Source organism: Bordetella pseudohinzii (assembly GCF_000657795.2).
GTDB lineage: Bacteria > Pseudomonadota > Gammaproteobacteria > Burkholderiales > Burkholderiaceae_B > Bordetella > Bordetella pseudohinzii.
In genome coordinates this window covers 26,971-46,038 of record NZ_JHEP02000007.1, presented here as the reverse complement: position 1 = coordinate 46,038, position 19,068 = coordinate 26,971, and the positions used below count along the sequence as shown (strand labels likewise).

Here is a 19,068-nt window from a genome sequence, read left to right as displayed (position 1 = left end):
TATGAGCCATTCTTCGTCCGTCCTCGCCATCAAGGAAGACGCCGCCGGCCCGCTGGCCGATGTGGTGTTCGACCAGGTGCTCGATGCCATCTATCAGGGCCGCCTGGCGCCTGGCAGCGTCATCAACGAGGTGGCGTTGGCGCAGGAGTTCGGGGTGAGCCGCGGTCCGGTGCGCGAGGCGGTGCGCCGCCTGCAAGGCATCCAGCTGATCACGCGCGAACCCTATATGAAGGCGCGCGTCGTCACCCTGTCGGCGGCGTCCGCGCTGGAGCTGTTTCAGATGCGCATGGCGCTCGAAGGCGTGGCCTGCAACCTGGCCACGCGCCGCATGAGCGACGCGGACATCGAACAATTGCTTGCCGAGCTCGACGAGGATCGCCTGCGGCGCCAACAGGCCGCCCAAGGCCAGGCTCCCAATCCCCGGGTCTTCGATTTTCATGAGCGCATCGTTCTCGCCAGCGGCAACCAGCGCATCATCAACAGCCTGTGCGGCGACCTCTATCACCTGCTGCGCGTCTATCGCCGGCATTCGGGCACCGTGCTCGAACGCAAGGACGATGCCTACGCGGAGCACTGGCAAATCCTGCGCGCCATCCGCGCGCGCGACCCCGAACTGGCCGAATCGCTCATGCGTTCACACATCGAGCGGGCGGCGCAGCACCTTTTTGATCATCTGGCCGAAGAGACACCCCATCTTTCGGGGTATCCGGTCACGGCCGCCTGAAAGTCCTGGAGCAGCAAGATATGAATCCGCGCAATAAATTCCGGCAACTGCTGAAGAACGAGCCCTTCATCGTGTCGCCGGGCGTCTACGATGGTTACAGCATCCGCCTGGTCGAGGCGGCCGGATTCAAGACCGCCTGCACCAGCGGGGCGGCAGTATCCAATGCCCTGCTGGGCATCGCCGATATCGGCGTGATGGGCCTGGCCGAGAACGTCGCGCATTGCCGCAATCTGGCGCGCTCGGTGTCCATTCCGCTGACCGCCGACGCCGATACCGGTTACGGCAATCCGGTCAATGTGTTCCATACCGTGCAGATGTTCGAAGAGGCGGGCGTGGCGGGCGTCAATCTGGAGGACCAGGTCAGCCCCAAGCGCTGCGGCCATATGCCGGGCAAGGACGTGATCAGCCAGGCCGAGATGGTCAAGAAGATCGAGGCGGCCTGCCTGGCGCGCCGCGACGATGACTTTGTGATCATCGCCCGCACCGACGCGATCGCCGTCGAAGGCATCGAGGGCGCGGTGCGGCGCGCGCGCGCCTATGCGGCGGCCGGCGCCGACATGATCTTCCCCGACGCGGTGCGCACCGAGGACGACATCAAGCGCCTGGTGGACGCCGCCGGCGTGCCGTTGACCATCAACATGGGCTTCGGCATCCGCAATCGTCCCACCACGCCGCTGATTCCGCTGGCGCGCCTGAAGGAGATCGGCGTCAAGCGCATCAGCCTGCCCCGCATGCTGCCGGCCGCTGCCATCCACGGCATGCGCCAGGCCCTGGGCGTCATGCAGGAGGTGATCGCCACGGGCGAACCGGCCGACCGGCCCGACCTCCTGGTGGGCATCGAGGACATCATGCAGCTCATGGGCTATGAGCAGATGCGCGCGCTTGAAAAGCGCCTGACCACGCTGGACGAGTGAGGCAGGCCGATGTCCGTTGACCGCGCCGCCGTCATCACGGGTTCCGCGTCGGGCATCGGCCTGGCCCTGACCCGGCATCTGCTGGATGCGGGCTGGCGCGTGCACGGCATCGACCGGCAGCCCTGGCCGGCCGGCGCGCACGCGGGCTATACCCATCATCTGCGCGATCTGACGGACATCCCGGGCATCAGCGGGCTGGCCGATGCGCTGCCGGCGCGGCTGCGGGCGTTCGTGCACTGCGCCGGCGTCATGCGCAGTGGCGGCGTCGGGGATTCCCGCGCCGAGGATACGGAGTTGCTGTGGCGCCTGCACGGCGCGGCGCCCCTGGCGCTGGTGGGCCTGCTCGGACCGCGGCTGACGCCGGCGCTGGGCCGCATCGTCCTGCTGTCCAGCCGCGCCGTGCTGGGCCGCGCGCAGCGCGCGGCCTACGCCGCCACCAAGGCGGCCCAGATCGGCATGGCGCGCAGTCTGGCCGCCGAACTGATCGGGCGCGGCATCACGGTGAATGTGGTGGCGCCCGGCGCGGTCGATACGCCCATGCTGAATGATCCCCGGCGCGGCGCGCCGCCCAAGGTGGATCTGCCGCTGGGCCGCCTAATACGCCCCGATGAAGTCGTCGCGGCGATTGATTTCTTTCTGGCGCCGCAAGCCGGCGCCGTCACCGGGCAGACGCTTTATGTCTGCGGTGGCGCTTCGCTGGGGGCCATGGCGGTATGACGACAGATCTTTCCGGACAGGTCGTGGTGATCACCGGCGCGGCCGGCGATCTGGGCTGGGGCATGGCCCGCGCCTGCCTGGACGCTGGCGCCCGCGTCGCGCTGATCGACCTTGACGCCGATGCGTTGGCCCGGCTGGGCGAAGCGGGCGATGAGCGCCTTCTGCGGCTGCAATGCGATGTCGCGGACCCCATCCAGACGCGCGGCGTGGTCGACACGGTGCTGGCGCGCTGGGACCGCATCGATGTGCTGGTCAACAACGCGGCGGTGGTGACGCCCGGCGACAAGATCGGCGATCTGTCGGCCGCGAACTGGCACCAGGCGCTGTCCATCAATCTGACCGGCGCCTGGCTGATGAGCAAGTGGGCGCTGGCGCCCATGCGGCGGGCCCGCCGCGGCGTGGTGATCAATGTGGCTTCGCAGCTGGGCAGCGTGGCCGCGGCGGGGCGTGGCGCCTACGGCGCGAGCAAGGCGGGGATGATCGCCCTGGCGCGCGCCATCGCGGTCGATCATGCCGATGAAGGCATCCGGGCGCTGAGTCTGTCGCCCGGCGCGGTATTGACCGGCCGCGTGCTGCGCCGCTATGGCAATGCCGAGGCGGCGCGCCAGGCGCTGGCCCCGCGCTATCCGCTAGGGCGTCTGGGCGAAGTCGAAGAAGTTGCGCGCACGGCCTTGTTCCTCATGGGCAAGGACGCTGCGTTCATCACGGGCACGGATGTGCGCGTGGACGGGGGGTACACCGCAATATAGCGGTGGCCGGTTTGTGGTTTGTAGTTGATGTTTGCATTGATTCGAGCACAGAAGGATAGACATATGAATACGGGGATTTTCTCCACTGCCGGCGCCAGCCTGCGCCGCAGCCTGCTCAAGCGCGCCGCCCTGCCTCTGCTGGCCGGGGTGCTGGGCATGTCGGCCATGGCCGGCGCAATGGCCAGCGACGCCTATCCGTCGCGTCCGGTCACGATCATCGTGCCCTTCCCGGCGGGCGGCGCGACCGACATCACGGCCCGCCTGGTGGCCGAGGGCCTGTCCAAGAAGTGGGGCCAGGGCGTTGTCGTCGAGAACCGTCCTGGCGCCGGCGGCAACCTCGGCTCCGAGTACGTGGCCCGCGCCGCGCCGGACGGCTATACGCTGGTGCTGGGCGTGACCGGTTCGCACAGCATCAACACCTCGCTGTACAAGAACATGCGCTATGACCCGCGCAAGGACTTCGAGCCCATCACCCAGGCCACGCTCTATCCCAATGCCATCGTGGTCAACAACGACGTGCCGGCCAAGAACCTGACCGAGCTGATCGCGCTGCTGAAAAAAGGCGTGGTGCAGTACTCCTATGGTTCGGACGGCAACGGCACGGCCTCGCATCTGGGCATGGAGCTGCTGAAGAACCGGGGGCAGTTCGCCCTGACCCATATCCCCTACCGGGGCAGCGCGCCCATGGTCACCGACCTGCTGGGCGGCCAGATCCAGGTGGGCATCACCGGCCTGCCGGCCGTGCAGGCCTATGCCAAGAGCGGCAAGCTGCGGATCATCGCGCTCACGACCGGCGAGCGCTTTGCCAGCGCGCCGGATTACCCCACGGTGGCCGAGCAGGGCTTCCCGGGCTTTGCCGCCCCGCCGTGGTCGGGTTTTTTCGCGCCCAAGGGCACGCCCAAGGCGTTGGTTGAAAAGATCTCGGCCGATATGCGCGAAGTCATGGCCGACCCGGCGGCCAAGCAGAAGATGATCGCCGCCGGCAGCGAGTTCACGCCATCCACGCCCGAGCAATTCGGCGTCTTCGTGGAAAAGGAAATCGCCAAGTGGGCCGAGGCCGTCAAGATCTCGGGCGCCAGCGTCGACTGAGTACCGGTAGCAACGGCGCGGCGTGGCTGGCGTCTCGCCGGTCGCCGGCAGCGCCGCGCTGCTTTCAAGCCAGGCCTTGGCGGGCCTGGTTTTTTTTTGTGCCGGCGCGGGCCTGGGGGCCGCTATGTCGTGGGCAGGGCGATGCCCATGGCGGCGAACAGGCCGCCGCACAGCTTGTTGAAGCGGCGGCCGCTGCGCTCCAGCCAGGGGCGCACGCGGTGCGCCAGGCGGGCCAGCAGGTATTCGACGACGAACTCGATGCCGGCGAAAGTGGCCGCCATCACGACGAACTGGGTCAGCAGGCTGCGCGCGGGATCGATGAATTGCGGCAGAAAGGCGCCGTAGAAGAGCAGGGCCTTGGGGTTGGAGATGGCCGATAGAAAGCCTTGGCTGAACATGCGCGTGGCGCGCAGGCCGGGCATGCCGGGGGTGGGCTGCAGCTGCACGCCCGGCGCGCGCCAGAGCTGCAAACCCAGCCACACCAGGTAGGCGCCGCCCGCCCACTTGAGCAGCGTCAACGCCGGCGCCCAGGCTTTGAGCAGCGCGCTGATGCCCAGCATGGACAGCGCGATAAGGGCGATGAAGCCCACGGCGCCGCCGGCGATGGTGCACAGAGCGCGGCGGTGGCCATGCAGGGCGCCATGCGTGAGCGCCAGCAGGGTGTTGGGGCCGGGGGTGAGGGACAGGCCGGTGACGGCGACCAGATAGATCAGCCAGCTGTGCAGCGCCATGACGATAAAAGCCGGAGAAGGAAAGCGGCCAGTCTAGAGCCGGCGGGTGGGCGGGCGCAAGCCGCGCCCGCCCGCGCCGAGGTCAGAAGCCGTCGCGGGGCAGGTGCACGCGGCCTTCCATGAGGATGCGCGCGCTGCGGCTCATGATGGCCTTGGTGACGGTCCATTCGCCGTCGACAAGCTCGGCCTTGGCGCCCACGCGCAGCGTACCCGAAGGGTGGCCAAAGCACACCGTGTCGCGCTGCCCGCCGCCGGCGGCCAGATTGACCAGGGTGCCCGGCACGGCGGCGGCCGTGGCGATGGCGACCGAGGCCGTGCCCATCATGGCGTGATGCAGCTTGCCCATGGAAAGCGCGCGCACCAGCACGTCGACATCGGATTGGGCGATACGCTTGCCGCTGGACGCCAGGTATTCGCGCGGCGGCGCCACGAAGGCGACCTTGGGCGTGTGCTGGCGCGAGGCGGCTTCTTCAAGCTTGCCGATCAGGCCCATGCGCAGCGCGCCGTGGGCGCGTATGGTCTCGAAACGGGCCAGCGCGGCCGGGTCGCCATTGATGTCGTCCTGCAGCTCCGTGCCCTTGTAGCCCAGCGCTTCGGCATCAAGAAAGATGGTCGGGATGCCGGAGTTGATCATGGTGGCCTTGAAGCGCCCCACGCCTGGCACATCAAGCTCATCGACCACGTTGCCGGTCGGGAACATCGAGCCGCCGTCGCCCTCTTCGGCGGGATTCATGAATTCCAGCTGGATCTCGGCGGCGGGGAAAGTCACGCCGTCGAGCTCGAAGTCGCCGGTTTCCTGGACCGCGCCATCGGTCATGGGCACATGGGCCACGATGGTCTTGCCGATATTGGCCTGCCAGATGCGCACCACGGCAATGCCGTTGGCCGGCACGCGGTCGGCGTCCACCAGCCCATTGGTGATGGCGAAGGGGCCCACCGCGGCCGACAGATTGCCGCAATTGCCGCTCCAGTCCACGAAGGGCTGGTCGATGGCGACTTGGCCGAACAGATAATCGACATCATGGCCGGGCCGGCTGCTCTTGGACAGGATGACGGTCTTGCTGGTGCTGGAGGTGGCCGCGCCCATGCCGTCGATCTGCTTGCCATAGGGGTCGGGGCTGCCGATCACGCGCATCAGGAGCGCATCGCGCGCGGGGCCGGGCACCCGGGCGGACGCCGGCAGATCGTCCAGTTTGAAGAACACGCCTTTGCTGGTGCCGCCGCGCATATAGGTGGCGGGGATGCGGATCTGGGGGGCATGTGCCATGTCGCAGTCCTGGTAGGGAGAGTAAAGGTTGGGGCGGGATGCCCGCCCGATGAATCAGCCGGCTTGCCGGGCGTCGGCGGCCGAGGCGGCCTCCAGGAAGTCCTGGGCGAAGCGTTGCAGCACGCCGCCCGCCTCGTAGATGGAGACTTCCTCGGCCGTGTCCAGGCGGCAGGTGACCGCCACCTCTTCGCGCCGGCCGTCGCGGCGGTGAATGACCAGGGTCAGGTCGGCGCGGGGTTTGCGCTGGCCCACCACATCATAGGTCTCGGTGCCGTCCAGCCCCAGCGTCTTGCGATTGACGCCCGGCTTGAATTCCAGCGGCAGCACGCCCATGCCGATCAGGTTGGTGCGGTGGATGCGCTCGAAGCCTTCGGCGACGATGGTCTCCACGCCCGCCAGGCGCACGCCCTTGGCCGCCCAGTCCCGCGAAGAGCCCTGGCCGTAATCGGCGCCGGCCACGATGATGAGCGGCTGCTTGCGTTCCATATAGGTTTCGATGGCTTCCCACATGCGCATCACCTTGCCTTCGGGCTCCACGCGGGCCAGCGAGCCCTGGCGCACGCTGCCGTCTTCGTTCTTCACCATTTCGTTGAAGAGCTTGGGATTGGCGAAGGTGGCGCGTTGCGCGGTGAGGTGGTCGCCCCGGTGCGTGGCGTAGGAATTGAAATCCTCTTCGGGCAGGCCCATCTTGGCGAGGTATTCGCCCGCCGCGCTGTCGAGCATGATGGCGTTGGACGGCGAGAGATGGTCGGTGGTGATGTTGTCGCCCAGCACCGCCAGCGGCCGCATGCCGCGCAGCGTGCGCTCGCCGGCCAGCGCGCCTTCCCAGTAGGGCGGACGGCGGATATAGGTGCTCATCGGGCGCCAGGGATACAGCGGGTCCACGGCCGATTTGCGGTCGTCCTGGATGCCGAACATGGGCGCGTAGACCTTGCGGAACTGCTCGGGCTTGACGGCCGAGCTCACCACGGCGTCGATCTCTTCGTCGCTGGGCCAGATGTCGGCCAGGCGGATCTCGCGTCCCTGGGCGTCCACGCCCAGGACGTCGCGCTCGATGTCAAAGCGGATGGTGCCGGCGATGGCGTAGGCCACGACCAGGGGCGGCGAGGCCAGGAAGGCCTGCTTGGCGTAGGGGTGGATGCGGCCGTCGAAATTGCGGTTGCCTGACAGCACGGCGGTGGCATAGAGATCGCGGTCGATGATTTCCTGCTGGATGGCCGGGTCGAGCGCGCCGGACATGCCGTTGCACGTGGTACAGGCAAAGGCCACCACGCCGAAGCCGAGTTTTTCGAGTTCGGGCAGCAGGCCGGCTTCTTCGAGGTAGAGCGCGACCGTCTTGGAGCCGGGCGCCAGCGAACTCTTGACCCAGGGCTGGCGCTTCAGGCCGGCGCGGTTGGCATTGCGCGCCAGCAGGCCGGCGGCGATCACATTGCGCGGATTGCTGGTGTTGGTGCAGCTGGTGATGGCGGCGATGATGACCGCGCCATCGGGCATCTGCCCCGGGGTGTTTTCAACCTTGCCGGCGATGCCGCGCTCGGCCAGCGCCGACACGGGCAGGCGGCGATGCGGGTTGGACGGGCCGGCCAGCGTGCGCACCACGCTGCCGAGATCAAAGCGCAGCACGCGCTCATAGCGCGCGGTTGTCAGGCTGTCGGCCCAGAGACCGGCGGTCTTGGCATAGGTTTCCACCAGCGCGACCTGGCTTTCTTCGCGGCCGGTCAGGCGAAGATAGGCGATGGTCTGTTGATCGATGGCGAACATGGCCGCCGTGGCGCCGTACTCGGGCGCCATGTTGGAGATGGTCGCGCGGTCGCCCAGCGTGAGCGCGGCGGCGCCTTCGCCATGGAACTCCAGGTAGGCGCCGACCACTTTCTCCTTGCGCAGGAATTCGGTGAGGGTCAGCACGATGTCGGTGGCGGTGATGCCGGCCTGGGGGCGGCCGGTGAGTTCCACGCCGATGATGTCGGGCAGGCGCATCCAGGAGGCACGGCCCAGCATGACGTTTTCGGCTTCCAGCCCGCCCACGCCGATGGCGATCACGCCCAGCGCGTCCACATGGGGCGTATGGCTGTCGGTGCCCACCAGCGTATCCGGATAGGCCACGCCGTCCTGGGTATAGATGACGGGCGACATGCGCTCCAGATTGATCTGGTGCATGATGCCATTGCCCGGCGGCACGATATCGATATTGCGGAAGGCCTGCTTGGTCCAGTCAATGAAATGGAAGCGGTCCTCGTTGCGGCGGTCTTCGACCGCGCGGTTCTTGGCGAAGGCATCCGGATCGTCGCCGCCATATTCCACCGCCAGCGAGTGGTCGACGATCAATTGCACCGGCACCACCGGATTGACCTTGGCCGGATCGCCGCCCTTGTCGGCGATGGCATCGCGCAGGCCGGCCAGGTCCACCAGAGCCGTCTGGCCCAGGATGTCATGGCAGACCACGCGCGCCGGATACCAGGGGAAGTCCAGGTCGCGGCGGCGTTCGATCAGCTGCTTGAGCGCATCGTTGAGCAGCGCGGGGTCGCAGCGCCGCACCAGGTTCTCGGCCAGCACGCGCGAGGTATAGGGCAGTTCATCGTAGGCGCCGGGAGCAATGGCTTCCACGGCGGCGCGGGCGTCGAAATAGTCCAGGCGGGTGCCCGGCAGGGGCTTGCGGTAGGAATGGTTCATGCTTCGCTCTCGGGCTGATTGCCTTGGGTGATTTGCTGTTCGATATTGAGACGGGAGGCACGGATATGCCGCCGCATCAGGAGTTCGGCCAGTTCGCCGTCGCCCTCGGCGATGGCGTCCAGGATGCGGTGATGCTCGGCATACGACTGGCGCGGCCGGTTGGGGGTGTTGGAGTACTGGATGCGGTACATGCGGGCGAGCTGGTAGAGCTCGTCGCACAGCATGCGGAACAGCATCTCATTGCCGCTGCCCTTGACGATGCGGTAGTGGAAGTCGTAATCGCCCTCTTGCTGGTAATAGCCCAGCCCGGCCTGGAAGGCGGCGTCTTTTTCATGCGCATGCAGCACATCGCGCAGCTGCTGGACTTCGGCGGCCGGCATGCGGGCCGCCGCCAGGCGGCAGGCCATGCCTTCCAGGGACTCGCGGATTTCGTAGAGCTCGCTGAGCTCCTTGGGGCTCAGGGACACGACGCGCGCGCCGGCGTGCGGCACGCGCACCAGCAGGCGCTGGCCTTCCAGGCGGTGCAGCGCCTCGCGCAAGGGGCCCCGGCTCACGCCATGGGCGCGGGCCAGTTCCGGTTCCGACATCTTGCTGCCCGGCGCGATCTCGCCCTTGATGATGGCGGACTGCAGCTTGCGGAACAGCTGGTCGGATAGGGTCTCGCTGTCTCCGGGGAGATCTGAGGGCAGGATGGGTTGGTCCATCGTGTTGACAATCCTGAGACGTTTGGTCGGTGTTTGCCCGATTTATTCGCCTTTGGTGAGCTGATTGTCGACAATGTAGCCCCGAATGCCTAGGACTGCAAGAGCTTGGCCGGGCCGCCATCACCCAGATCCTGGCGCAGCCGCACAATGCCGCGCTTCAGGAAGCGCAGCAGGCCGCGCCATTGGGCGCCGCGCTCCGGTTCGCGCGCATCCACCCACACCAGCCGGTGAAAGAATGCCGGGTCGGCCAGGGGCAGCACAAAAAGCGAAGGGTCTTTTCTTTCGGCCAGCAGGCCCGCCGACTCGAATATCGTCACGCCGGCGCCGCTGCGCGCCAGCAGCATGCGCGCGCCCAGCGCGTCTACTTCATGGACGATGTCGGGCGTCAGCCGGTGCCGGCGCATGAGCGCATCGAAATCCAGGCGGGTGCCATGGCGGCGGGTCGGCACCAGGATGGGCAGTCGGGCCAGTTCGCGCAGGCTCAGGCCCCGGTCCAGGGGCAGGCCGTGGCGCCGCGCCAGTTCGCGCGTGCCGACCACGAAAACCGGCTCCAGGAAAAGCGCATCGCCTTCCAGCTGGCGCGGGCGCTTGGACTCGTGGATCACCGCCGCCGACAGCTCGCCGGCCAGCAGCCAATCGTGCAGATCGCCGCTAGGCCCTTCGCGCACCGTGAAACTCAAGCCGGGATAACGGCTGCGCACGGCCGCCATCAGGTCTGGCGCCAGGGACTGCGAAAAGAACATGGGCACGCCCAGCTTGAACTCGCCCTGCAAGCCGCGCCCGGCGCCCGCCGACTTCAGGCGGGCGACTTCCTGCAGAAAGGTCTCGGCCAGCGCCAGCAGACGTTCGCCGGCGGCGGTGGCGGCGACGCCCCGGCCATGGCGCCTCAGCAGCGGGCAGCCCATTTCCTGCTCCAGGGCCGCCACCTGCCGGCTCAAGCGGGATTGGCTAAGGCCCAGGATATCGGCCGCGCGGGAAAAACTGCCGGCCTTGACGGCCTGCTTGAGGTAGTCGAGCTGCTGGGTATTCATCGTCTGGCCGCGGCGTCAGCCACGGAAATAATACGCATCAAGCTATGCAGATAATGCATGGCTGATAGTAGCGGATCCCCCCGGAACCGGGCCATGCCCAAGCCCTAAACTGGGCCTGAGTCCGCGCGCTCACGGTCATGCCCAGGCTCCCATCGCCGGACATCCCCTTGCCGAACCATGTCCGCGCCGCCAGCGGCTGCGCATCAGCTTTCATGGCCACAACCGCAAGGTCGATGTGGACCGCCTCGAAGCCGCCTTGCTGGATGCGCTCAAGACATAGCGGCGCGGGGCGCGCCTAGCGTGGGCCGAGCACGCGCTCCAGGGCCTCCGGGCGCGGCATGCCATTGACGCGCTGCACCCGTCCCTGCTCGTCCTTGTAGAGGATGCCGGGCGTGCCGCGAAAACCCAGCTCCGCCATCAGGATCTGATTGTTATCCAGGCTGTCGCGGATGGCCGCCGGCACGCTGGCCGCGGGCTTGATGCCGCCTTGGCGGAAATGGCGTTCGTTCTCGAGCAGCGCGGCGCTCCGGTCGGGCGCGCCGAGAATGGCGGCGGCCTTGGTGCTGCTGTCGGCACGGATGACACCCACGATGATGTGGCGCAGCTGCACCTTGCCCGCGTCCACCCAGGGGCGGGCGGCTTCCCAGAAGCGATTGCAGTAGGGGCAATTGGGATCGCTGAAGGCATAAACCACGCGCGGCGCCCGCGCCTTGCCATCGGCCACCCACGTCGACTCGTCCAGCTGCTTCCAGATGGCCTCGCCCATGGGCTTGGCGACCAGTTCCTGCACGCGAGCCTCGTCCAGGTTCTCGCCCTCGGGACTGATGCGGCTGCCGACGATGGCATTGCCATCGTCGGCCACATAGATGGTGATGGGCTGCTGGCCCGCCATGCCGGCGTAGCCGCGCAGCCCGCTGACCTTGCCCAGTTCCTGGACGTGGCTTAGGCCCTGGCGCTCCAGCGCGCGGATCACGGCGGGACGCTCCGGCTCGCCGGCAAAGCCGTTCGCGGCGGCGCCCAGGGCGGCGATGCCCAACAGGGCGGAGACAAGGGATTTTGTTGAGAACATGGCGCTACTCCTGGAGCCTGATTGCGTCCGGCGGTGACATGAGAGGATCTTGCAGCGTCTGGCGCAGGCGCGCGGCGGTCAGTTCGCCCATATGCGCCTGGGCCAGCCGTCCTTGCGCATCGAAGAACAGCGTCGTGGGCAGGCCGCGGGTGCGCAGCGCCGGCATGGCGCGCGAAGCCGGGTCCAGCAGCACATCCTTGAACGCCAGGCCCTGCCGCGCCAGGAAATCGCGCACGGTCGCCGCGTCTTCGCCCTGGTTGATCAAGAGAAAGCGCACGCCGGGATAGTCCGCCTGGGCCTGCGCCAGCACCGGCATTTCGCGCCGGCAGGGCGGGCACCACGACGCCCACAGATTGATGACCAGCGGCTGCCCGGCGTATTGATCCAGCGAGACCGGGCGCGCATCCAGCGTCTCCAGCGCCAGGGCGGGCAGGGACGCCCGCCGCGCCTGGACGATATAGCCCTGGGCGAAAGTCCACACTGCGATGCCGATGGCCGCGCTGCCCAGCGCGGCTTGCCGCAGCGGCGGCAGCCCGCGCGTGCGCCAGGCCAGATAAGCCAGGCCGGCCGGCAGACCGGCCCACCAATAAAAACCGCCATCGCCGACGGACACGATGGCCCGCGGCGCGGCGCTGTAATCCGGCCACCAGCGCAGCACATAGAGCGCACGGGCGGCCAGCAGGCCGATGAGCAGGGCGTCGAGCAGCACGGCGGCGGCGCGCTTGCCCGTGCCGTCCTTGCGCCACAGCAGCCGCGCGGCCAGCCAGGCCAGGACGGCGGCAAGCGCCACGGCGATCACCTGGACGGAAAATGGGCCGACGCTATGCATGGCTTGCCGCCCAGGACGGACACACGCCCGGAAACACTGACAAACACCGGTAATCCAACCCCATCCACTCCGCCTGCGCTCACAATGACAATCAAGGATCCAGGACTTGGATTAATGGAGCGTTAAGAGGTTCACGTTCTGCCGTGTGGGGTAGTCTGCCAATTTTTTTCAGCTAGAGCGCAATTCCCAGTGATCTAGAATAGCGGGCTGCGGGAGTCGAACCCGCGTAGGGTTCCGGCTAGAGCGCAATTCCCAGTGATCTAGAATTCGGACTGGCGGATGTAGCAGTGCATCTGAGTTCCGGCTAGAGCGCAATTCCCAGTGATCTAGAATAGTTTCGTCACGAGTGGTACTGGAGCGGCCGTTCCGGCTAGAGTGCAATTCCCAGTGATCTAGAATAGTCAACGCGCGCCGTCCCTGCATCGCTATGTTCCGGCTAGAGCGCAATTCCCAGTGATCTAGAATCAGCTTGGCCCGTAGTGAATTCGGATGGATGTTCCGGCTAGAGCGCAATTCCCAGTGATCTAGAATCGACGGCGCCGTCACGTCCATGACGGGCAAGTTCCGGCTAGAGCGCAATTCCCAGTGATCTAGAATTTCCAGATAGAACTTGCACCAATCCAAATAGTTCCGGCTAGAGCGCAATTCCCAGTGATCTAGAATCTTCCGGCGGTGCGATCACTTCTTGTTCCAGTTCCGGCTAGAGCGCAATTCCCAGTGATCTAGAATTATTGGAAGCGAAATCGCGTCGTAACACGTGTTCCGGCTAGAGCGCAATTCCCAGTGATCTAGAATCCATGAACATTCCCCTCTACGCCCTCACCCGTTCCGGCTAGAGCGCAATTCCCAGTGATCTAGAATTCAGTACGGCGGCAGCTTCATGCGACTGATGTTCCGGCTAGAGCGCAATTCCCAGTGATCTAGAATAGGTACGGGAATGACAGCTGAAACGCCACTGTTCCGGCTAGAGCGCAATTCCCAGTGATCTAGAATGACAGCGGCGGTCGGGAAGGCGTGACGACCGTTCCGGCTAGAGCGCAATTCCCAGTGATCTAGAATTGGACTCTCTCAAGGAAAGGACGTGAAAGAGTTCCGGCTAGAGCGCAATTCCCAGTGATCTAGAATCTGCTGGGGGCGCATCGAATACGGCATACGTTCCGGCTAGAGCGCAATTCCCAGTGATCTAGAATCTAGTCCCTCAACATGCTGTACTTCGACTTGTTCCGGCTAGAGCGCAATTCCCAGTGATCTAGAATCGATGATCTGATCTGCGGTCCGTCGATGCGGTTCCGGCTAGAGCGCAATTCCCAGTGATCTAGAATGCAATCACGCAACATAACTACAACGCTAGTGTTCCGGCTAGAGCGCAATTCCCAGTGATCTAGAATGTAGCGCGTTATGTTACGAAGAAGATCACTGTTCCGGCTAGAGCGCAATTCCCAGTGATCTAGAATATTAATGTTAATCGGCGCAGAACCACCGCGTTCCGGCTAGAGCGCAATTCCCAGTGATCTAGAATCCACGACAAAATCGTGATCACGATAAACATGTTCCGGCTAGAGCGCAATTCCCAGTGATCTAGAATGTTGTTCCCATAACCCCCTGATTTATCAGGGGGTTATTCAATTCTCTGAGTAAAAAAAGAGTGCTCATTGTCAGAAAAGATCGAACTGATCCGGGGCTTTTTTCGAGGGTTGGCGCGATTTTCCTTGATAGGTGATCGTGCGCTCGTACTGTTTATCCGTGAATTGGAGTACGTGGACCTTGCCGCCTTCCGGAAGGCATTGTTCGACCGATTTGCACAAAGTGTCAAGCTGGGCCTGGCTGGTGCAGAACCGCAGGTAAACACTGAACTGGCTCATCTCGAACCCTAGATCCAGCAGGGTATTGCGAAAAGCCGAGGCGGCTTTGCGTTCGGCTTTTTCAAGGACGGGCAGGTCGAACATCACCAGCATCCACATTAGTCGATATCCCGAAAGCATGTCGAAAATCAGTCGCCGTTCAGGCTATTGGCCAGAGAAATTGGCAGGCCGGGCAGAGGCAGTTCGAGGTCTTTTCGTTCTCCCAGGTAGACCTGGGCCAACGATACTGCCAGCCTTTGCATGCATACCATGACCGGCGTCACTCCAGTTTTTGTCTGCATGTCGTCATGCAGGACGTGCACCAAGCTGCGTTTGGTCTCTGGTGTGACGTGAGTCTCGCCCGCCTTGCGTAGTTGCCATACCTTTAAGTCCAGGATGGGGCGGAACGGTTCCATGAGATCGTCAACTAGACGCATGGCGTTGGCATCGTTGCTGTGATGCAGCCCGATGCTGGGATGTAGACCGGCGGCGATGATGGCCCGCGCGGTAGCGGACCGCAGAATGGTGTAGCCGTAATTGAGAAGGCCGTTGAGGCTGCCGCCATCGATGTCTCGCCGGAAATCCGGCCCGAATAGCAAAGTCCAGTAGCGTCTCGCGCCTTGGCCTTCGATGTTTTCAGGATCGCCGCTTTTGACTTTGCGTACAAGTGCGAGCAAAGGAGCGCTAGGCGCTCCGGTTGCTATTAGGGTTGCTGCCTGTTGAGCGAGCTTGGCTCTGATGACGGTGGCCCACAGGCGTTTGTGCGTGGGAAGGGCGGCGGCGATCTGCGCTTCGATACGCTTGGCCTGGATATGATGGCTATCCACGGATAGCAGCATGCCGATTACATTGTGGTTTGATCCGCAAAGCACGAAGGGAGCGCCTCGTTCCGCCAGCGCGACCAAAAGGTTGTTGGTGTAGCTCAGGCCGTGCGCATTTGCGACAACGGCCGCGATGTCGTCCAGCGGGATCTGCCCAAGCTCCTTGCGTTCGCCCTCCGTATCCTTGACGACGAGGAATCCACGGTTGACGTACAAATGGCGCCGGTCATCCGCAATTTCGACGATGCGGCCGATCATGGCGTCCTAGCCCGGAAATCCAGGATCGCGGATTTCGCCTATCGGCGATATCGTCGCTTGCCGGGCTTGGGCGGCCTGCAAGGAACCCGCCATTTTCGACACCAGGGCAAATGCCTGGGATTTATCCCGGTTGCGGGCGTCCACGTTTGCCTCGTGTACGCCAGCCATGAAAACTTGCCCATTGCCGGAGATCTTGGTTACCCGCATGGTTTGCAGCGCATCGTTGATTCGGAGCCGTAGGCTATCTCCAATGACAAGCCGCATGACAAGTGGATGACCATTTTGGCCCTGCGATGTGTTCCGCAATCCGGCTATGCCGCGAGCGCGCACGATGCCATAGGCGTCAGAAGTGGAGATAACCGTGCCTTCCCATTTGCCTTGAGCGCCGCGGGTGATCTCGATGCAATAATTGCTGCCGCCAATGTAGCCTTTGTAGGGGAGGGGGCGGCCTTGATCATCGACGCCGTGCCGGGTGGGTTGCGCGGGCTCCGCTATGCGAATCACATTGGCGACCTCGCGTCCCTTGGTTCCGTCCGCCTTGTGGCGTTGACGAATGGTCCCGTCTTTCATGAGTCCATAGGCGGTTTCTTCCATCATGGCGCCCTCGTGGCCATGATCGGGTTTATGGCTGACCCATATAAGAGATACCGCACGGTCTACATGATCACGGTAGGTCGGCCAGGGCAGCGGCATTTCTTCGGCCAGCCGTGTCAAACCTTGCTCGCGGGCCTGTGCGCTGGCCCGCGCAAAGCGTTGCATCAGACCGTGATCGGTGATGCCGATGACGCAGGCATCGACGGCGTGATGACGATGGTCGTTGCGGTTTTTTTCACCCTCCAAGCCGAGGATATCGTTCAGGCCGAATCGTCTGCGCAGAAGCGCGGTCAATTGGCCAGGGATGACCCGCGTACCCTGTGGGCATACCAGCCGCAAGTATTCCGCCGCGATGCGCGAAAGATACCGGGTGTCATTGAGCGCCCGAGCGAGAAAGTCCTGGTCGTCCCGCAGCCAGCGTTGATACCCGTCGGCGGCGAAACGATAGCGCTTCTGGACGGGCATGAGCCCGGCGCGCTGCAAGATGCCATCGTAGTGCCAGCCCTGTGCTTCGAAGTCCTCCCTGGCGTCCCACGGGGAACGGTTGCGTTTGATGCGGTTCGCCTGGCGCAGGGATACGGTTCGGTTGTTCAGACTGTCGTCCAAAGTCATTGAGAACGGGAGGATATGTTCGATTTCCACCTGTTCGCTCAATAACATGGAGGCGCTGATGGGCACGCCGCTGTATGGACAGCAACGGTGCATGGCGTCTCCGGGGTCGAGCTCCTCCCAGAGGATCCATTTCTGGATGTCTTCTCGGCGTACGCGCGCTTCGGCGATACCCAGGGCTTGCGCGATGGAATTTCGGATCCGGGCATTGCGCTTCTGGTTGTCGGCTTGTCGCCTTTGGTCCTGTTGCCGTTGCTCCCGGCTTTGTTTCAGGTCGCGCGCCAATTCGATGATGATTTCCGTCGGACGACCGTAACGGGCGATCAAGGCATTGGCGACGACTCGTACCTGGTTCAGGCCAATATGCACTGTCGGGTTGGCGATTTTTCCGTAACGTTTCTCTTGGGAGTCTTCGGGTTTGCCGCTGCCAAAAGCGACGTGTCGCTGCAAGGCCTTGCCATAGTAAGGCAGTCGCTTGAATATGGGTTTTACTTCGCCTGTCGCGTGGTCGATCCAATCCTCAACGTCGTCCGGATCATATTCGAAGCCAAGCTGGCTGTGATGAGAAAAGCCGGCTGCCTGCACGGCCTTGTCATAGGTGATGACTTCACTCCGAAGCCTGGGCAATATGACCTCCAGCGCTTTTCGGCTGAGGCTTCCATATCCTTCCGGCAGGGATGCGTTGGAAACGGCCTGCGCGGTGGCGGCGTCGATACCTGTCCGGTCTTGTAGCCAGGAGATAAGCGCGCTCTCGTTCTCCTCGGACAAGAGGTGCCAGACGATGTCATCCTGCAGCGCTTCGTCGAACTGATGCCAGGCCGGGCCGAAAAACTCTTTCTTTGCCAGCTGGCTGCCCGTGGCGTTTCCTTTGAGTTCGTTTCGTTTGTCGTCTTCCAGATTAAACTTGGTCATGCTCCCGAGTTTGAGCGCCTTGCGGATTTGGTCGAATGATATCTTTGCCCGACCTTCCATCAGGGTGGCAATCGTGTCGCGTTGTGCAAGTGTCAGGGGCTGTTCATTGAGCTGATCGACAAGAAGGCGCAGATTGTTTAGTTCTTGGTAGATCCGGAATCGCTGGGTGCTGGGCAACGCCAATGGCGCGCGTTCCTCTTCGGGCAAGAGCGTGCAACGACCAGGCTTTACGGGCCGCAATGGCCGCTGGTAAAGCAAGATGTCCTTCAGTTTTTCGTGTGCCGTGGCATGGAAGACCACGGGATTGAAGGTTGCCTGTGCGCTCCAGAGTGCGTCGAACTCTGCCTCGATCATGCTTCGATCGATATAGAGGTCGTACTTTTTTTCTATGCGTTTTTTGCCCTCGCTGTTGATGTGGGGTGTTTCCCGGTATCGGGCTCTTACGCCCTGATGAGGAACACCCTCCGGTTTCTTCTGCAGGCGCTGTGTCCACAGCCATTCTCCGACGGTTCTACAGCCGCTGGCCTGTATGTCTTGTCGCAGTTGGCTGGTGGCAGTCTTTAGCGCGCCACTGTCATTGTCATTTTTGTCTGTCTTGCGGTTGCTCTTGAAGCCTCGGCGTTGATTGAGGTGAAATATCGCACGAGCGAATTCACCGGGCGTCAGTGGGCGCGCTAAACCTTCAGCGCGTAAGGCATAGGGATTGAGCCGCTCCAGCGCTTTACGCTGGGCCGCATCTTGCGGGAAAAAGCCGTACTCGAGCAGCGCATCCAGCATGCGGGTTTTTCTGCGCAGCAATCGATCCCGCCGCCGTCTCATGCTGCGCGCCGCGCGGCGCGTCACCGCAAGGGATGAGCCATCCTTGGCATTGCGGCCGTCGCTGAAGATGCGCACGCCCGCTTTGATAATGGCCGTGGGGTGGGCGTCGGCATCAAGGCGGAATATTGCCCAGCCCAGGGACGTGGAGCCCAGGTCGAGGGATAAGCGGTATCTGACTTGCTTTGCCATGATGTCCCTTATTTATTTGTGCCTGTTCGAATTAATTTTAATTTGTAGCAAAGTATGCTAACGTTGTGAACAGTTCACTGGGAATTGCGCTCTGGACGCTAACAAGCAGAAAGATGCACCAAATGGAAGGCCCCGCATGCGGGGCCTTCGTCATTTCTTCGGAGACCCTGCGGACGGGGCGCGCGTGTTTGTTGCGTGGGAGAAAAAGAAAAAGGCCGAAACTCAAGGTTTCGGCCTTTCTGTATGGGGCTTCATGGGTGAATGTTTATCAGCCATGAATTCAAAATTTGGAGCGGGAAACGAGTCTCGAACTCGCGACCTCAACCTTGGCAAGGTTGCGCTCTACCAACTGAGCTATTCCCGCTTGGGTTTCGTTTTTGGCAGTGGTTTGACGCACCGCTGTATTCACGAAAGACGCGCATTATACATGAAAATTTTGATTTGTGCTGGCTGCGGCTTTTTTTGCCGTGCCGCGCCGCGGTCTCGAATCCGCGAGTCGCAGGCTGGCGCCAGACCCATCAATCGTTCAAG

The 19,068-nt window shown here is 63.7% G+C and carries 15 protein-coding genes, 1 tRNA gene and 1 CRISPR repeat array; of the genes, 5 read left to right on the top strand and 11 right to left on the bottom strand.

Annotation, left to right across the window (positions count from 1 at the left end):
- Position 1 precedes the first annotated feature (1 nt).
- From L540_RS10680 to L540_RS10660, 5 genes are all read left to right on the top strand, one after another.
- Positions 2-724 carry a GntR family transcriptional regulator gene (locus L540_RS10680; RefSeq protein WP_043213428.1) on the top strand — a complete coding sequence of 241 codons (723 nt, stop codon included), beginning with the start codon at positions 2-4 and terminating at the stop codon, positions 722-724.
- A 20-nt stretch (positions 725-744) separates the two neighbouring features.
- Complete coding sequence (locus tag L540_RS10675; protein ID WP_043213431.1) at positions 745-1,638, top strand: isocitrate lyase/PEP mutase family protein; 894 nt, start codon at positions 745-747, stop codon at positions 1,636-1,638.
- A gap of 9 nt (positions 1,639-1,647) precedes the next feature.
- Entirely contained in the window at positions 1,648-2,355 is a 708-nt protein-coding gene (locus L540_RS10670) for an SDR family NAD(P)-dependent oxidoreductase (protein ID WP_043213433.1), read from the top strand.
- Positions 2,352-3,104: an SDR family NAD(P)-dependent oxidoreductase gene (locus tag L540_RS10665; protein ID WP_082149603.1), complete on the top strand. Its 753-nt coding sequence runs from the start codon at positions 2,352-2,354 to the stop codon at positions 3,102-3,104. The genes L540_RS10670 and L540_RS10665 overlap by 4 nt, the downstream gene beginning before the upstream one ends.
- Positions 3,105-3,167: 63 nt before the next feature.
- Positions 3,168-4,193, top strand: coding sequence for a Bug family tripartite tricarboxylate transporter substrate binding protein (locus L540_RS10660; protein ID WP_043213435.1), 1,026 nt, complete (start codon positions 3,168-3,170; stop codon positions 4,191-4,193).
- A gap of 122 nt (positions 4,194-4,315) precedes the next feature.
- Here the strand turns inward: L540_RS10660 and L540_RS10655 are convergent, their stop codons facing one another.
- The 11 genes from L540_RS10655 to L540_RS10605 all read right to left on the bottom strand — a co-directional run bounded on the left by L540_RS10655 (position 4,316) and on the right by L540_RS10605 (position 18,901).
- Positions 4,316-4,924 (bottom strand): LysE family translocator, encoded by a 609-nt coding sequence (locus L540_RS10655; protein ID WP_043213438.1) that lies wholly within the window; start codon positions 4,922-4,924, stop codon positions 4,316-4,318.
- Between the two features lie 82 nt (positions 4,925-5,006).
- Positions 5,007-6,191: a 2-methylaconitate cis-trans isomerase PrpF gene (gene prpF, locus L540_RS10650; protein ID WP_043213440.1), complete on the bottom strand. Its 1,185-nt coding sequence runs from the start codon at positions 6,189-6,191 to the stop codon at positions 5,007-5,009.
- 54 nt (positions 6,192-6,245) lie between these two features.
- Positions 6,246-8,861 (bottom strand): Fe/S-dependent 2-methylisocitrate dehydratase AcnD, encoded by a 2,616-nt coding sequence (gene acnD, locus L540_RS10645; RefSeq protein WP_043213443.1) that lies wholly within the window; start codon positions 8,859-8,861, stop codon positions 6,246-6,248.
- Positions 8,858-9,565 (bottom strand): GntR family transcriptional regulator, encoded by a 708-nt coding sequence (locus L540_RS10640; RefSeq protein WP_043213445.1) that lies wholly within the window; start codon positions 9,563-9,565, stop codon positions 8,858-8,860. Before L540_RS10640 ends, acnD begins: the two co-directional genes overlap by 4 nt.
- Positions 9,566-9,654: 89 nt before the next feature.
- Positions 9,655-10,596: a LysR family transcriptional regulator gene (locus tag L540_RS10635; RefSeq protein ID WP_043213447.1), complete on the bottom strand. Its 942-nt coding sequence runs from the start codon at positions 10,594-10,596 to the stop codon at positions 9,655-9,657.
- 295 nt (positions 10,597-10,891) lie between these two features.
- Positions 10,892-11,665, bottom strand: coding sequence for a thiol:disulfide interchange protein DsbG (gene dsbG, locus L540_RS10630; RefSeq protein WP_043213449.1), 774 nt, complete (start codon positions 11,663-11,665; stop codon positions 10,892-10,894).
- Positions 11,666-11,669: 4 nt separating this feature from the next.
- Entirely contained in the window at positions 11,670-12,494 is an 825-nt protein-coding gene (locus L540_RS10625) for a TlpA family protein disulfide reductase (protein ID WP_048026271.1), read from the bottom strand.
- A gap of 165 nt (positions 12,495-12,659) precedes the next feature.
- Positions 12,660-14,079: a CRISPR direct-repeat array (repeat unit 36 nt; unit sequence GTTCCGGCTAGAGCGCAATTCCCAGTGATCTAGAAT).
- A 70-nt stretch (positions 14,080-14,149) separates the two neighbouring features.
- Entirely contained in the window at positions 14,150-14,455 is a 306-nt protein-coding gene (gene cas2 / locus L540_RS10620; protein ID WP_043213451.1) for a CRISPR-associated endonuclease Cas2, read from the bottom strand.
- Positions 14,456-14,484: 29 nt separating this feature from the next.
- Entirely contained in the window at positions 14,485-15,414 is a 930-nt protein-coding gene (gene cas1 / locus L540_RS10615) for a type II CRISPR-associated endonuclease Cas1 (protein WP_043213453.1), read from the bottom strand.
- 6 nt (positions 15,415-15,420) lie between these two features.
- Positions 15,421-18,537: a type II CRISPR RNA-guided endonuclease Cas9 gene (cas9, locus tag L540_RS10610; protein WP_043213455.1), complete on the bottom strand. Its 3,117-nt coding sequence runs from the start codon at positions 18,535-18,537 to the stop codon at positions 15,421-15,423.
- A gap of 288 nt (positions 18,538-18,825) precedes the next feature.
- Positions 18,826-18,901, bottom strand: a tRNA-Gly gene (locus tag L540_RS10605).
- Positions 18,902-19,068 lie beyond the last annotated feature (167 nt).